The 15,234-nt window shown below is 71.6% G+C and carries 9 protein-coding genes; 3 read left to right on the forward strand and 6 right to left on the reverse strand.

The genetic code is table 11. The features are described 5' to 3' along the window. Positions 1 to 46: 46 nt before the first annotated feature. The 5 genes from ACFVH5_RS17360 to ACFVH5_RS17380 form a co-directional block, all read right to left on the reverse strand. A complete protein-coding gene (locus tag ACFVH5_RS17360) occupies positions 47 to 2,815 on the reverse strand; it encodes an NHLP bacteriocin export ABC transporter permease/ATPase subunit (protein WP_385834539.1) in 2,769 nt (922 codons plus the stop codon). A gap of 121 nt (positions 2,816 to 2,936) precedes the next feature. Next, positions 2,937 to 5,153, reverse strand: coding sequence for an NHLP family bacteriocin export ABC transporter peptidase/permease/ATPase subunit (locus ACFVH5_RS17365; RefSeq protein ID WP_385834540.1), 2,217 nt, complete (start codon positions 5,151 to 5,153; stop codon positions 2,937 to 2,939). A 47-nt stretch (positions 5,154 to 5,200) separates the two neighbouring features. After that, the gene (locus tag ACFVH5_RS17370; protein ID WP_385834531.1) at positions 5,201 to 6,007 is read right to left on the reverse strand and encodes an HlyD family efflux transporter periplasmic adaptor subunit; all 807 of its coding nucleotides are present in this window, start codon (positions 6,005 to 6,007) and stop codon (positions 5,201 to 5,203) included. Positions 6,008 to 6,152: 145 nt separating this feature from the next. Next, positions 6,153 to 6,368, reverse strand: coding sequence for a type A2 lantipeptide (locus tag ACFVH5_RS17375; RefSeq protein WP_210886663.1), 216 nt, complete (start codon positions 6,366 to 6,368; stop codon positions 6,153 to 6,155). Positions 6,369 to 6,832: 464 nt separating this feature from the next. Beyond that, positions 6,833 to 7,528: a type 1 glutamine amidotransferase domain-containing protein gene (locus tag ACFVH5_RS17380; RefSeq protein WP_385834532.1), complete on the reverse strand. Its 696-nt coding sequence runs from the start codon at positions 7,526 to 7,528 to the stop codon at positions 6,833 to 6,835. A gap of 520 nt (positions 7,529 to 8,048) precedes the next feature. Between ACFVH5_RS17380 and ACFVH5_RS17385 the strand changes: the two genes are divergently transcribed. After that, complete coding sequence (locus tag ACFVH5_RS17385; RefSeq protein ID WP_385834541.1) at positions 8,049 to 9,383, forward strand: S1 family peptidase; 1,335 nt, start codon at positions 8,049 to 8,051, stop codon at positions 9,381 to 9,383. A gap of 264 nt (positions 9,384 to 9,647) precedes the next feature. Here the strand turns inward: ACFVH5_RS17385 and ACFVH5_RS17390 are convergent, their stop codons facing one another. Beyond that, a complete protein-coding gene (locus ACFVH5_RS17390; protein WP_385834533.1) occupies positions 9,648 to 11,825 on the reverse strand; it encodes a SpoIIE family protein phosphatase in 2,178 nt (725 codons plus the stop codon). 278 nt (positions 11,826 to 12,103) lie between these two features. Between ACFVH5_RS17390 and ACFVH5_RS17395 the strand changes: the two genes are divergently transcribed. Both ACFVH5_RS17395 and ACFVH5_RS17400 read left to right on the forward strand, forming a co-directional pair. Then, positions 12,104 to 14,572, forward strand: a complete 2,469-nt coding sequence (locus ACFVH5_RS17395; protein ID WP_385834534.1) for a SpoIIE family protein phosphatase — start codon at positions 12,104 to 12,106, stop codon at positions 14,570 to 14,572. An 18-nt stretch (positions 14,573 to 14,590) separates the two neighbouring features. Beyond that, positions 14,591 to 15,094: a metallophosphoesterase family protein gene (locus tag ACFVH5_RS17400; protein ID WP_385834535.1), complete on the forward strand. Its 504-nt coding sequence runs from the start codon at positions 14,591 to 14,593 to the stop codon at positions 15,092 to 15,094. Positions 15,095 to 15,234: the final 140 nt, after the last annotated feature.

Here is a 15,234-nt window from a genome sequence, read left to right on the forward strand (position 1 = left end):
GGAAGCCCGGTCCCCGAGTCTGCTCCGGAAGCCCGGTCTCCGGGTCCTACTGCAGCTGCCGCCGCACCAGCTCGTGCAGCCGGCCGCCCGTGTCCGCGAGGAGCTGCGCGGGCGTGCCCTGCTGGGCGATCCGGCCGTCCTCCATCACGATGACGCGGTCCGCGTCCATCACGGTGGACAGCCGGTGCGCGATCACCACACGGGTCGCGTCGAGCGCGCGGGTGCTCTCGATGACCGTGCGCTGGGTCTCGTTGTCGAGGGCGCTGGTCGCCTCGTCGAAGAAGAGGATGCGCGGACGCCGGATCAGCGCCTGGGCGATCATCAGCCGCTGACGCTGGCCGCCGGAGACCGCGCCGCTGCCCGAGACGATCGTGTGCAGCCCCATCGGCATGCGCCTGATGTCGTCGGCGAGCCCCGCCATCTCCGCGGCGGCCATCGCCTCCTCGGGCGTGTACGGCTCCGTACCGCAGATGACGTCCAGGATCGAGCCGGTGAACGGCTGCGCGTGCTGGAGCACGACACCGCACTGACGGCGTACGGCGGACTGGTCGAGCGCGGCCAGGTCCTGGCCGTCGTACAGCACACTGCCCGCGACCGGCTTGTCGAAGCCGATGAGCAGCCGCAGCAGCGTGGACTTGCCGCAGCCGCTGGGGCCGACGACCGCCACGAACTCGCCGGGCCGGATCGAAAAGGACAGGTCGTCGAGGACCAGCGGCCCGTCGTCGGTGTACCGGAACGACAACTTCTTCGCCTCGACGGCCCCGGACAGCTCGGCGGGGCGCGTGCTCGCCACGCGGACCTCCGGCTCGGCGTCGAGGACCGGCTTGATCTCCTCGAACATCGGCAGCGCGGCGACCATCGACACGAAGGAACCCGTCAGCTGGGTGACCGAGGTCAGCAGCATGGTCATCGAGGTGTTGAAGGTGAGGAAGGCGGCGGCCGACAGCGTTCCGCGGGCCGGTCCCGCCAGCAGCATGAACATGATGAGCGAGCAGAGCGGCAGATACACCGAGCCCAGCACGGTCGTCAGGTTCTTGATCCGGCCGACCCGCTGCTGGAGCTCACGGCTGCGGGCGAACTCGCCCGCCCAGGCCGCGTACGCGTAGTTCTCCGCCGCCGCGACCCGCAGTTTCGGCAGCCCGCGCAGGGTCTGGAAGGCCTGGTTGTTGAGCTTGTTGCTCAGCACGATCAGCCGGCGCTGCCAGCGCACCTGCCACAGCCCGAGCCCGAGGAACACCCCGGCGATCACCACGAGCATGCCGATCGCGGCGAGCGCCATCGGCACGCTGAACCAGAACAGCAGCGCGAGGTTCATCGCGCCGACCGTCACGGACTGGACCACCACCGGGCCGAGGCCCGCCATCATGCGGCGGATGGCGCTGATGCCCATGGCGGCACTGGCCAGTTCACCGGTGGAGCGCGAGGTGAAGAACTTCGTGGGCAGCCGCAGCAGCCGGTCCCACACGGCAGGCTGGAGCGTGGCCTCGATCCGGCCCTCGAGCCGCAGCATGGTGAGGTTCTGCATCAGCATGAACGCCGCCGACACCACACTGGCGATCATGATGGCCAGACAGATCTGGACGATCAGGCTCTCCTGGGCCTTCGGCACGAACTCGCCCAGCACCTTGCCGGTCGCGACCGGCACCAGCGCGCCGAGCGCCACCGTCACCAGACCGCTGAGCGCGAGATTGCGCATGTCCCCGCCCGTGCCCTGGAGGCTGAATCCCAGCAGCCGCAGCGGGGTCAGCCCACGGTCGGGCAGCGGCCGGTAGAACATCACCGCACGCGGCTCGAACTCCGCCGCGTTCGCCTTCTCCACCGGTGTCTCCCGGCCGCTCGACGGATGCACCGCCACATAGCCGCCGCGCCGCCACAGCAGAGCGGCCGGCGCACCCGAGGCGACCCGGTGCCCGACCAGAGGGCCCACGTCGTCGCGCCACCAGCGCCCGTCGAGACGGACGGCACGCGCCCGGACCCGGGACGCGAGCGCGATCCGCTCCACCGGGTCGAGACGGTCGCTCTCCGAGCCGCCCTTCGCGGGATCGGCGAGGGTGATCCCGGCCGCGCGCGCGACCAGCCTGCACGCCGCGTACGTGGCATCGGCGTCGGCCGCGCCCGGACCCTGGCCCGAGCGCTTCGAGATGGAGGCGAGCAGCGTGCGGTCGGCCTGCGCGCGGACCGCCTCGCCCGCCTTGATGCCCGCGGCCGTCCGGGTCTCGTGGGTGCGCTCCAGCTGCTCGATCCAGCGGTCGAGCGTGGCCAGCAGCCGGTACTGCTGGTCGACCATCGTCTGCCACATCGCCGGGTCGACCAGCAGGTCCGCCGCGGCCTCGGCGCCGTACAGGGAGCCGTACTGCACACTGCCCGGCGGTACCTGTGTCCACAGGACGTCGTCGTCGGTGAGGGCCGCGCCCCGCTCGGTGGCGAGCGGCGCCCCGAAGAGGATGGCGAGGCCCCGGCCGACACCGAGGGAGAGGGCGTACTCCAGGGGGCTGGTCGACGGGGGTACGTACTGGGGGGTGCCGTACGCGTCGTACGTCCAGGTCTCGGTCTGCGGCGGGCGGTGCAGCTCGCGCAGCTCGATACGGCGCAGGACGCACTCGCGCAGGGGCCGGCCGACCAGCGTGTGCTGGGGTCCGGCGACCGGGCCGAGCAGCAGCGAGCCCGTTTCGAGGCGGCCGAGGTGGTGCCAGTGGCCCTGCTGGGCCGCGTCCACGGCGAAGAGGTCCATGGCCCCGGCCGCGACGAGCCACAGGACGTGCGGTCCTTCGAGGTCCAGGCGGTTCAGGCCGGAGCCGTCGACGGGGACGCCCATGCCGCCGAGCGCGGCGAGCACGTAGTCGCCCTCGGCAGGGGGCTGTTGGTACTGCTCGGACGGTTGATACCCCTGCCCGGTGGGCTCCCGGTATCCGTTCTGCGGGTAGGCGGACGTCATCTCATCGCTCCCTGACCAGCTCGGCGTACGCGCCGCCGGCCGCCACCAGGGCGTCGTGACGCCCGCGTTCCACGACCGTGCCGTGCTGGAGCACCACGATCTCGTCGCTGTCGCGCACGGTGCTCAGCCGGTGCGCGATGACCACACAGGCACAGCCGCGCCTGCGCAGGTTGTCCATCACGAGCTGCTCGGTCTCCGCGTCCAGCGCGCTCGTCACCTCGTCCAGCACCAGGATGCTGGGCCTGCGCACCAACGCCCGTGCGATCTCCAGGCGTTGGCGCTGCCCGCCGGAGAAGTTGCGGCCGTCCTGCTCGACCCGGCTCTGGATGCCGCCCGGGCGGCGCATCACCACGTCGTACAGCGCCGCGTCCCGCAGCGCCTCGACCACCGCCTCGTCCGGGACCGACGGGTCCCACAGGGCGATGTTGTCGCGGACCGTGCCCTCGAAGAGGAACACGTCCTGGTCGACGAAGGACACGGAGGACGCGAGCGCGCCGCGCGGGATATCCTCCAGCCACTGCCCGTCGATCCGGATCACGCCCTCCCACGGCGTGTACAGGCCCGAGATCAGCCTGGACACCGTCGACTTGCCGCTGCCGGAACCGCCGACCAGCGCCACCTGCCGGCCCGGGCCGACCGTCAGCGAGAACCCGGACAGCAGCGGCTTGTCGAGCGGGCTGTAGCCGAAGGTGATGTTCTCCAGCTCCACGTGACCCTGCAGCCTGCGGGTGCTGTCGTTCGCGCCGCGCCGCGAGTAGAGCGGGTCCGCGGCGAAGTTCTCGACGTCCTTCAGCCGGGCCACGTCGGCCGCGAAGTCCTGGATACGGCCCGCGACACCGTTGAGCCGGGTGATCGGCGCGGTGAAGCGGGTCACCAGCGCCTGGAACGCGACCAGCAGACCGACGGAGATGTGTCCCTCCACGGCCCGCATCCCGCCGATCCACAGGATCAGGGCACTGTTGAGCGTCGCCAGGGTCGGCGCGACGACACCCAGCCAGGCGCTCGGCACCCCGAGGCGCTGCTGCTCCTCCAGCGTGGTGGCGTGCTGCCCCGCCCACTTGCGGAAGTAGCCGTCCTCGCCGCCGGTCGCCTTCATCGTCTCGATCAACTGCAGGCCCGTGTACGCCGTGTTGGTCAGCCGCGCGCTGTCGGCCCGCAGCTTCGCCGTACGGGTCGCCCGCAGCCGGATCACGACCCGCATCGCCACCACGTTGAGCAGGGCCACCCCGACGCCCACCGCCGTGAGCTGCGGATCGTAGGTGTAGAGCAGTACGGCGTAGAGGACCACGACGATCGCGTCCACGCCCGCCGCAGCGAGGTCGCGGGCCAGGGTCTCGGCCACCGCGTCGTTGGACTGGAGGCGCTGCACGAGGTCGGCCGGACTGCGCTGGGAGAAGAACGTGACCGGCAGCCGCAGCAGATGCCGGAGGAACCTGGCGCTGCTGAGCGTCGAGGAGATCAGCCGGCCGCGCAGCAGGTTCGCCTGCTGCAGCCAGGTCAGCACCACCGTCAGCAGCACACTCGCGCCCATCGACGCGAACAGCACCCCGAGCAGCGAGGTCTGCCCGCCGATCAGGAACATGTCGATGTACGTACGGCTGAGCGCGGGCACGGCGGCGCCGACCGCCACCAGCAGCAGACTGGCCAGCACGGCCGCGGGCATGGTCCCCGAGGTGCCGCGCAGCCGGGCGGGCATCGCGCCCATGACACCGGGCTTGCGGCCGCCCTTCTCGAAGTCCGGGCCCGGCTCCAGGACGAGTACGACGCCCGTGAAACTGGTGTCGAAGTCCTCCATGGAGATGAAACGCCGCCCCTTGGCGGGGTCGTTGATGTGCACCCCGCGCCGGCCCAGCCGGCGCCCGATCCCGTCGAAGACGACGTAGTGGTTGAACTCCCAGAACAGGATCGCCGGGGCCTGCACCTCGGCGAGCGCCGCCGTGTCCATCTGCATGCCCTTGGCCGTCAGGCCGTAACTGCGGGCCGCCTTCAGCAGGTTGCTGGCCCGCGAGCCGTCGCGCGAGACACCGCAGGCGACACGCAGTTCCTCCAGCGGGATGTGCCGTCCGTGGTGGGCGAGGACCATCGCGAGGGAGGCGGCGCCGCACTCCACGGCCTCCATCTGCAGGACCGTGGGCGTACGGACGCGTCTGCCCCGCCCCTTGGGAACCTTGCGCCTGGGCGGTGCCGAGCGGCGGCGGCCCCGTACGGGCGGGGGCAGTTCGGTCGCGGTGGTGTGTGCGGCGGACGAGGTGTCCTGGGGTGCGGTCACGGCAGCAGCCAATCGATCGGGCGCTGGTCGTCCAGGCGGATCGCGCCGGAAGCCATGGTCATGGAGTCGAGCCGGAACGGCGGGCCCTCCACGGACGACCACTTGTAGCCGGACTTCGTGCCGGACGAGGTGTCGAGCCGGACGAGAACGGCCACCGGCCTGCCCTTCTCGGTGAACTGCTCGCCCAGCTGGCCGTCGCCGAGGAAGGCGGCGATCTGCTGCGGTGACTGGGCGGCCCGGTCCACCGACTTCACATGGCCGCGCAGCACCCCGTACTCCTGGGTCGGCACGGACTGGACGGTCAGGTCGACGGCGGCGTTCGTGGGAATCGTGGCCGCGTTCTCGGCGGGCACGTACACCGTCGCGTACAGGGGGTCGTCGGAAGCGGCGACCTTCTCCACGGCGGCGACGTTCGTGCCGGTGCTGATGATCGCGCCGATCGTCGCGGCGAGCCCGGAGACCCGGCCGGCGGCGACACTGCGGACGACCGTCTCACCCTTGGCCGTAAGGACCTTGAGGACGGGCGCGTTCGCCTTGATGCGGCGGCCCTGCTCGGTGAGGACCGCGGTGACCTGACCGGAGACGGGGCTTTGCAGGAGGTAACTGCCCTGCCCGTGCGTGAGGATGGCGGGCGCGTTCACCGTGGACGCCACGGAACCCGTCACGGCCCAGACCGACGCGGCCGCCATGACGACGACCGTCACGCACAGCACGAGCCAGCCCTGGGGGCGGGCGAAGCGCACCGGCAGGTCGAGCTCCTCCGGTGACTGCAGTTTGGCGAGGGCCTGTTGGCGGAACTGCACGGAATTCTCACCTGCGAGCGACTGATGGCACGCCCCGAAGGCGAACCGAGCCAGAAGAACAAAACAATAGGGAGAGCACCCGTGAGTCCCGGAACCGGGGGAATGGTTCCGGGACTCACGGCACGCTAAGCGACCACAGAAGTGATCAGAGACCGGCGACCAGGCCGGTGACCGGGGCGGTGTTCAGGCCGGTCGCGCCCTCGACCGTGCCGACGACGGTGTCGACCAGGCCGGAGACCGGGGCGATGCCGTCGACAGCGCCGGTGACGGTGCTGAGGGCGTTCAGCGCGAGGCCACCCGAGACGTTGTCGAGGTCGGCGTCGGAGATCTCGGCGGTCTGGACCTGGGGGGTGGAGTTCATGATGAACTTCCCTTCCTATTGATATTCACAAGGGGGGAGCGGCCCCCTCTGGGGACAGATGGTCGGCCGCGACCGCGAGCGCCCGGATCCCGAAACCGAAATCCGAAGAACGGCCCCCGCGATGCAATGGATCAAAGCACGGTGCCGTGTCGCGCATCCAATCAACGGGCCTTGCGATCCGGGTATTCGAGAGCCGGATCGGTTCAACCGTGCAGGCCCGTGCACCGCGTGGTGGCGACTTCTTCACATGGCCCCGGGGGTCGTCCACATCTCGGCAACACGCGGCGGAAGGTGAATCGGGCACACCTCGCCAATGACACGGCACGCGACGATCCGCTGTGCGGATTCGTCGCGTGCCGTGACTCCACTGCGTATTCGCTGTGCAGATTTGCTGAAGCCAGGATTCCGCTCCGGCCGATGGGCTGTCCGTCACCGCCCGATCGCTGAAGGTGACCGGCCGGCCGTCAGTCGAGCTTCCTGAGGAGCTCGGCCGCGAGCGGCGCGGAGGAGGCGGGGTTCTGGCCGGTGACGAGGTTGCGGTCGACGACCACGTACGGGGCCCACGGCTCGCCCTCCTGGAAATCGGCGCCGATCTCCACCAGGCGGTCCTGGAGCAGCCACTTGGCCTTGTCCGCGAACCCCGCCTGGGTCTCCTCGATGTTGGTGAACCCCGTCAGGCGGTAGCCGGCGAAGGCGTTGCCGCCGTCCTCCGTGGTCGCGGCCAGCAGCGCGGACGGGGCGTGGCAGACCACACCGAGCGGCTTTCCCGACGCCAGGGCGCGGGTGAGCAGGCGTCCCGAGTCGGCGTCGACCGCGAGGTCCTCCATGGGCCCGTGGCCGCCGGGGTAGTAGACGGCCGCGTACGCGTCGAGGTCCACGTCCTCCAGACGGATCGGGCGCCGCAGCTCGTCGAACGAGGCGAGGGTGGCGGCGACCTTCTCCGCGCCCTCCTGCCCGCCGTTCAGCTCGGGGGCCAGGCTCCCCTTGTCCACGGTCGGGGTGACACCGCCCGGGGTGGCCACGACGATCTCGTGGCCGGCCGCCTTGAAGGCCTCGTACGGGGCGACGGCCTCCTCCGCCCAGAATCCGGTCGGGTGCTTCGTGCCGTCCGCGAGAGTCCAGAAATCGGCACCGGTCACTACGAAAAGAATCTTCGACATGTATCGAAGGTAGGCCTATGGGACACAGAGTTCCAATGGGGGACCAATGGGGGGATCGCCGGGGATGCGTCGGGGGCGCCGGATTTCCTGTGACGTCACGGGAATGGGTCCGAATACGCCTGAATGAACCGGCGTGGTCCAAGAGCCATGTGGCCGTATTCCAGTCACTTTCGCGCTTTCGCCTTCCAGGCCTGGAACAAGGCGTCGGGCAAGGCGCCGATCGGGATGTTGACCGGGGCATCGATCGTGCGCTTCCCGTACCGCCGACGGATTCCGGCACCGAGGGGGTGACGCCGTCCGTGCGGTCCGGTCCCTGTCCGTGGTGGTCAGCGTCATGGGGCCGCTGGTCCGCGTCCTCGCGACCACTCCCTCCGCCGCGGCCGAATCGCGCTTTCGCAAAGGAAGTTGAGCAAGAACGTTGAACGCCCCACGCGCCGCCTGCGTATCAACAGCCATCCAGGCGCCCGCAGTCAGCCGTCATTCGGCGGCTCGGACCCCCAGTCCCCAGGAGGTCATGAAGTTGAGTCACAAGCGGATACCGAAGCGCAAGGCCGTCATAGCCGCAGGAGGCGTGGTCGCGCTCGGCGCGGCGGCCCTCATCCTGCCCAACGCGATGGCGTCCCAGACCGATGCGACGGAAGGTGCCGCCCCCAGAACGCTGAAGGCCGCGGACGCGTCTGACCTCGCCTCTCAACTGGCCGAACTGCTCGGTGAGGACTATGCCGGCGGGTATTACGACTCCGGCAAGCAGCAACTCATCATCAACGTCGTGGGCGACAACAACAACATCATCCTGGCGGAGAAGAAGGGCGCGGTGGTCCGTCAGGTCGAGAACAGCACCGCCGCGCTCAAGACGGCGTCGCAGACGCTGAAGGCCGACGCGACCATCCCCGGCACCTCCTGGGCCGTCGACCCCCGGACGAACAAGATCCAGGTCACCGCCGACAGCACCGTCACAGGTGCGAAGTGGGACCAGCTGGAGTCGACCGTCCAGACGCTCGGCGCGGGCGTGGCGACCATCAAGAAGTCCGCCGGTGAGTTCAAGACGTTCGTCGAGGGCGGCGACGCCATCTTCGGTGGCGGCGCGCGCTGCTCGCTCGGGTTCAACGTCGTCGCCGACGACGGCAGCCCGGCCTTCCTGACCGCGGGCCACTGCGGTGTCGCCGCCGCGGAGTGGTCGGACGCGCAGGACGGCGCGCCGATCGGCACGGTCGAGACGGCCACGTTCCCCGGTGACGGCGACTTCGCCCTCGTCAAGTACGACGACCCGGCGACCGTGGCACCCAGCACGGTGAACACCGGCGAGCAGACCGTGGAGATCCTGGCCGCCGCGGATGCCACGGTCGGCGAGACGGTCATCCGGATGGGCAGCACCACCGGTCTCAACGACGGTCAGGTCACCGGCCTCGACGCCACCGTGAACTATCCGGAGGGCACGGTCACCGGCCTCATCCAGACCGATGTGTGTGCCGAGCCCGGTGACAGCGGTGGTTCGCTGTTCACCGCGGAGGGCAGCGCGATCGGCCTGACCTCGGGCGGCAGCGGTGACTGCACCGTCGGTGGCGAGACCTTCTTCCAGCCGGTGACCACCGCGCTGACGGCCGTGGGCGCGACGCTCGGTGCGGGTGAAGAGGCCGGCGCCGGTGAGGAAGCGGGTGCGGGTGAAGAGGCCGGCGCCGGTGAGGAAGCGGGCGCCGGTCAAGAGGCCGGGGCCGGTGAGGAAGCGGGCGCTGGTGAGGAAGCCGGTGCCGGTGGTGACGCGGTCGGTGGCGAGGAGCAGGTCGGCGATGCGGGTGACCAAGCCGGTGACCAGGCCGGTGACGCTGCGGGTGATGGTTCGGGTCACGACCGGTGATCTGACCTTGCGTCAGTAGCGGTGCCGTTCGGTGCGGTCCGGTCCTCCGGCGGGAGGATCGGACCGCACCGTTTTTGTAGGGGCGGCCGGGTGGTTCGTTGGGTGCGGGTGAGTGGGGGCTGGTCGCGCAGTTCCCCGCGCCCCTGGGGGGTGGGGGTGTACGGAGATTGATGGGTGCGGGTCCGTCGTGGCTGGTCGCGCAGTTCCCCGCGCCCCTTACGGGGCTGGTGTGTGGCGCGGTTGTCCCCGCGACCCATTCGTTCGTCACGGGGTCGGTGTTGCCCGGAGTAGGAGCAGGGCTACGTCGTCCAGGCGTTGGGTTGCTGTGCCGCTGTGGTGGACGAGGCAGTCGGCCACCTCGTCCAGGGGGCGGTCGCCGATCTCGGCGAGGAGTTCCGCGAGGCCCGCCAGCGCGTCCTCGATGTCGACGCCGCGGGATTCGATCAGCCCGTCGGTGTAGAGGGCGAGCAGCGACCCGGGCGGCAGCGCCACGTCGGTCGTCGGGTAGACGGCGCCCGCGTCGATGCCCAGCAGCGGACCGCCCGCCAGGTCGAGGACCCGCACCTTGCCGTCCGGCCTGCGCACAAGGGGCGGCGGATGCCCCGCGCGGGCCATCACGAGCCGCCCGTGCGCCGGATCCAGCCGCAGATAGACGCAGCTCGCGAACAGTTCCGTGCCCAGGTCGATGAGCAGGCGGTTGGTGCTCCTCATGACCTCCCCCGGCGACTGCCCCACGGTCGTGTAGGCGCGTACGGCGGTACGGATCTGTCCCATCAGGCCCGCCGCGGTGACGTTGTGTCCCTGCACGTCCCCGATGACCGCGGCGGCCTCCGCCGTGGTCTCCGCGCCGGTCGGGACCAGGTCGTAGAAGTCCCCGCCGATCTCCATGCCCTGGGTGGCGGGCAGATAGCGGGCCGCCGCCTCGATGCCGGGCAGCGACGGCAGCGAGTGGGGCAGCAGCGCGGCCTGCAGGCCGTGTGCCAGCTTGTTCTTGGCGTCGTACAGGCGGGCCCGGTCGAGCGCCTGCGCGACGAGCCCGCTGAGGCTGGTCAGCACGGCACGCTCGTCGGCCGGGAAGGGATGGGGCGCCGCGTACGCGAGGACACAGGTGCCGACCGGCCGCCCGGACGCGATGAGCGGCAGATACGCCCAGGCCGCCATGTCACCGGCCGGCCGCTGGTCCGGGTACAGCCGCGCCAGTTCCTGACCGGAGGCGAAGAAGGCCGGTACCCCGCTCACCAGGGCGTGCGTGCCGGGCGAGGGATCACTGAGCTGCATTCCGTCGAACCGTTCCAGATCCCGCGGGTCCGGGTAGCCGCGCTGTCCCAGGACATGCAGCCGGCCCGCCTCCGAGCCGAGCATCACCAGCCCCTGGCTGCCGACGGCGGGGGCGATCTCGTCGGCGACCAGCTGGACCACGTCCTGCACACCCACCGCCTGCGTGAGCGCCCCGGCCAGGCTCAGCACCTGCGAGATGGAGACGAGACGCGTACCGGTCTCCCCGTGCCGGAAGGCGGCGGGACCCTCCCGTGCCACGGCCCGGGCGCGGGTGATGCGCACGCTCAGCCCGTTCGTACTGGGATAGAGGCGGAACGACAGCCACTCCGAGGGCGGGCGCAGCGCCACGAACGACGTCACCTGCTGGCTGATCAGCGCGGCACGGTAGCGGTCCTCGTAGACCGGGTCGTTCAGCCAGGGCACCGACGCCCACAGCTGCATGCCCAGCAGAGCGCTGACCGGCAGCCCCAGCAGCTCGGCCGACGCCGCGTTGGCGAAGGTGATCCGCCCCTGCAGATCCAGCGCGCACAGCCCGTACGGCAGACGCGCCACCATCCGCGACGCCTCGACCGTGCCGAGCGTCCCCGCCACGCTCGCGATGGGCGCGGGGGAGAGCAGATCGGGTTCGGGCCGGATCTGCCGGCCCGCCTCGTGGGCGCGCTCCAGCCGCAGCGCGAGCCGGTCGCAGGCGGCCGTCAGATGATCCCGCTCCCAGTCCGAAAGCTCCGGGGGATGCGCGCCCGGCCAGGTCACGAAGATCGCCCCGTACGTGGCACGGTCGGTCGCCACCGGCAGCGCGGCCAGCGCGAACGGGTACGGCAGGACCACCGAGATCCGCGGATAGCGCCGGGCCATGTCCTGCTCGCCGCCCACCCACACGAGCCGCCGGTGGCGCGCGGCCTCCGCCACCGGGATCGGCGCGCTCAGGCCCAGCCGTTCCCAGGGAGCCGCGAACGCCCTCGGCAGCCCGGCCATCACCGCCATCTCCAGGACCGGCTCGCCCGGGGTCAGCAGGTACACCGCGCCCGAGTGGGCGTGCACCTCGTCCATGAGCGCGGCCAGGGTCAGGGAGAGCAGCGGCCGGCCGACCGGAGCGGGGGCGGGCCGGGGCGGATGCCCGGATGCCTGCCAGTGGGACACAGCGACCACCTCCCTCGGCCACATGGAGGAGCCTTGGGGTCAAGGCTCCCCCGTGGGAGCGGTTCCCGCACGGCGAGGGTGCCCGGGTGCGCCGTCGCGCCTCCGCCGGGCGCCCCCACTGTCCGTTCCGTGCGCCGTTCTACGCAGCGTGACCCCTGTCGGCGGTATCCCCGGCAGGCCCCGGAAACTCTCCGTGACGCCGCCGAAGGGCCCGTGGGAGGGGCCTCGGGCACGTCCGGCCGACGGGCCGCCCCACTTCGTGACGGTCACAGGGGCTGCGCCCGCGTCCCGGAAGCGCTGTAATGACGGACGTGGTCAGTGAGGGCGATGCGGGACGCAGCACGAGAACGGTGCGTGCCGAACTTGCCCTCAAGGCGCTCCGCACGGACCTCGGCTCCCCCGAACGGCTGCGGAGCGTGCTCGAACAGGCACTCGTCTACGGCGGTGCGACCCTCGCCCTCGTGTACGCGCCGGGGGACCGCGGTGACCAGCTGTGTCTGATCGAGTCCGCGGGCGTCCCACGCGCCCTGTACGGCGTACGCGACAGCTATCCGCTCTCGGGCGGTTCACCCGCGGCCGACGCCTACCGCGCCGGACAGTCCCGGTGGCTCGGCCCCGCGGAACTCGCCGTACTGCCCGGCGCCCGGCCCGCACCGGCGGGGGAGCACTGGCTGGCGGCCCTGCCACTGCCCCCCGACCCGCGGGGCGGCGGCTGCCTGGTGGCCGTGAGCGAGAACCCGGGCGGCTTCGACACCGAGGACCGCAAGTGCCTGGAGCTGTTCGCCGAGGCGGTCTCCTTCCCGCCCCCGTCCGACACCGGCGAGTCCGAGCCGCTGCCCAGCAGCTCGTTCGGCCTCGCCATGGACTCCGGCCGGGTCGAGGTCGACGACGAGATGCTGGAACTGTTCGGACTCGTGCCCGACGAGTTCGACGGCAAGGTCGAGACCCTGCTGAGCATGACCGTGCCGGAGGACCTGCCCACGCTGATGTCCGTGGTGGAGGCCGACCACATGTCCATCGGCGAGCGCGAGCTGGAGTTCCGTATCCTCCAGCCCTCCGGCGACCAGCGGTGGCTGAGGCTGCGCGCCCGGCTGCTGCCCGCCGCCGACGGACGCCCGTCCCGGCTGGTGGGCACCGTCGCCGACGCCTCCAAGCTGCGGTCCGGCGGCAACGAGGTGGCCCGCGTCCAGCGCCTCGCCGCCGCCCTCGCCACCGCGGGCACCGTCCGCGACGTCGGCCAGGCGGTCGTCACCGCCCTGCGCCGGCCCCTGCACGCCGACCGCATCGCCCTGGCCGAGCTGGAGGGCGACCGCCTCGTCGTCACCGTCCTCGACCCGCCGGAACCGGAGGCCTGGCCCGAGGTGTGGCGCACCGAGTGGCGCTCGGAGTGGCCCGACGCCCCCGTACGCACCATGCCGACCCTGGAGGCCGCCCTGCGCGAGGGCCGCGCGGCGATCTGGCCCGCCGGCACCCCGCTGGAGCCCGCGCTCGCCGACGTCGGCCCCGGCGGCCTCGCCGTCCTGCCCCTGCCGGCAGGCGGCCGGATGGCAGGCGCCTGCCTCATCGGCTGGGACACCCCGCACGACTTCGGCCCCGACGAGCGCGCCCTGCTCACCGCCTCCGCCGGTCTCGCGGGGCAGGCCCTGATGCGCGCCCACGCATTCGACGCCGAGCACGAACTCGTCGGCATGCTCCAGCGCACCCTCCTCCCGCGCCGGCTGCCGCCCCTGCCCGGCGCCGAGGCCGTCGCCCGCTATCTGCCCACCACGGCGGGCCTGGAGGTCGGCGGCGACTGGTACGACGTCATCCCGCTGCCCGACAACCACGTCGCCCTCGTCATCGGCGACGTCCAGGGACACAACGCCCAGGCCGCCACCCTGATGGGCCAGATGCGTACCGCCCTGCGCGCGTACGCCGTCGAGGGCCACCCCCCGGACGTGGTCGTCTCGCACGCCAACCGGCTCCTCATGGGCATGGAGACCGACCTCTTCGCCACCTGCTGCTACGTCGACGTGGACATGGCGGAGGGCACGGCCTGGTGCGTACGGGCCGGGCATCTGCCGCCGGTCCTGCGGCACCCGGACGGCACGACCGCCATCGTCGTCACGGAGGGCGGGCCGCCCCTCGGCGTCATCACCCAGGCCGACTTCCCGATGAGCCCGCTGCCGCTCCAGCCCGGCACCGTGGTGGCCCTCACCACCGACGGTCTGGTCGAGTCCTCCGAACTGGAGATGGACGACGGCCTGAACCGGCTCGCCGGCCAACTGGCCGCCGCCGACCCCGCCCACCTCGGACTCGTCGCGGACGCCCTCCTCGCGGACGCCAACCGCGGCGACGACGTGGCCCTGCTCCTCATGCGCTACGACGGCCTGGACCTGAGGCCGCTGCGGGAGAGCTGGACGGTCTGGCGCGTCCCCGAGGCCGTCCGCCACGCCCGCCGCTTCACCCGGCGCGCCCTGCGTGCCTGGGGCGTCAGGGACGAGCCCGACGCCATCCTGCTGATCGTCTCCGAACTCGTCACCAACGCCCTCGTGCACACCGAGGGCCAGGTCCGCCTCGACCTCACCCTCATCAGCAACCGCATGCGCGTCGCCGTCGTCGACGCCTCACCGCGTTCGCCGATCAAGCCCACGAGCATCGGCTGGGAGGCCACCGGAGGCCGCGGCATACTGCTGGTCGAGGCGCTCTCCGCCACCTGGGGGACCGTCCCGGTCAGCGGCGGCAAACAGGTCTGGGCCGAACTCCCCCTGATCGAGCCCGTCGGCGACTGACCGGAGAGACTTGCTCCCATGCGCCTCCTGCTCATGTCCGACACCCACCTCCCCAAGCGCGCCAAGGAACTGCCCGCACGACTCCTCGCCGAACTCCCGCGCGCCGACGTCGTGATCCACGCCGGCGACTGGGTGGACACCGCGACCCTCGACCTCCTCGAAAGCCGCTCGCAGCGGTTCATCGGCGTGTACGGCAACAACGACGGCCCCGATCTCAGGGCCCGCCTCCCCGAGATCGCCCACGCCGAACTCGACGGCCTGCGCCTCGGTGTCATCCACGAGACCGGCGCCGCCCAGGGTCGCGAACGCCGGTGCGCGGAACGCTTCCCCGACCTCGACGTCCTGGTCTTCGGCCACAGCCACATCCCCTGGGACACCACGGCCGCCACCGGACTGCGCCTGCTCAACCCGGGCTCGCCCACCGACCGCAGACGCCGGCCGCACTGCACGTACATGACCGCGACGGTGACGGACGGCGTGCTCGACGCCGTCGAACTGCACCGCCTGCCACCGCGCAACTAGGACCTGTCCGGTCGATCACGGCGAAGACGCGGGGTGTGGCACGCACATCTGCGGCGTTGTCGTCGGTTGCCGACGCTCCGCGTCGACGCCCTCCTCCGCCTTGCAGCTGCACGCACCACACCCCGCTCACCGGCGCCCAC

The sequence above is a fragment of the Streptomyces sp. NPDC127119 genome (genome assembly GCF_042677425.1).
Taxonomy (GTDB): Bacteria; Actinomycetota; Actinomycetes; order Streptomycetales; family Streptomycetaceae; genus Streptomyces.

Coding starts and splice junctions, on each gene's coding strand:
- ACFVH5_RS17380 (WP_385834532.1), bottom strand. CDS start 7,528: ATGTCGAAGATTCTTTTCGTAGTGACCGGTGCCGATTTCTGGACTCTC.
- ACFVH5_RS17395 (WP_385834534.1), top strand. CDS start 12,104: ATGACGGACGTGGTCAGTGAGGGCGATGCGGGACGCAGCACGAGAACG.
- ACFVH5_RS17375 (WP_210886663.1), bottom strand. CDS start 6,368: ATGAACTCCACCCCCCAGGTCCAGACCGCCGAGATCTCCGACGCCGAC.
- ACFVH5_RS17360 (WP_385834539.1), bottom strand. CDS start 2,815: ATGGGCGTCCCCGTCGACGGCTCCGGCCTGAACCGCCTGGACCTCGAA.
- ACFVH5_RS17400 (WP_385834535.1), top strand. CDS start 14,591: ATGCGCCTCCTGCTCATGTCCGACACCCACCTCCCCAAGCGCGCCAAG.
- ACFVH5_RS17390 (WP_385834533.1), bottom strand. CDS start 11,825: ATGTGGCCGAGGGAGGTGGTCGCTGTGTCCCACTGGCAGGCATCCGGG.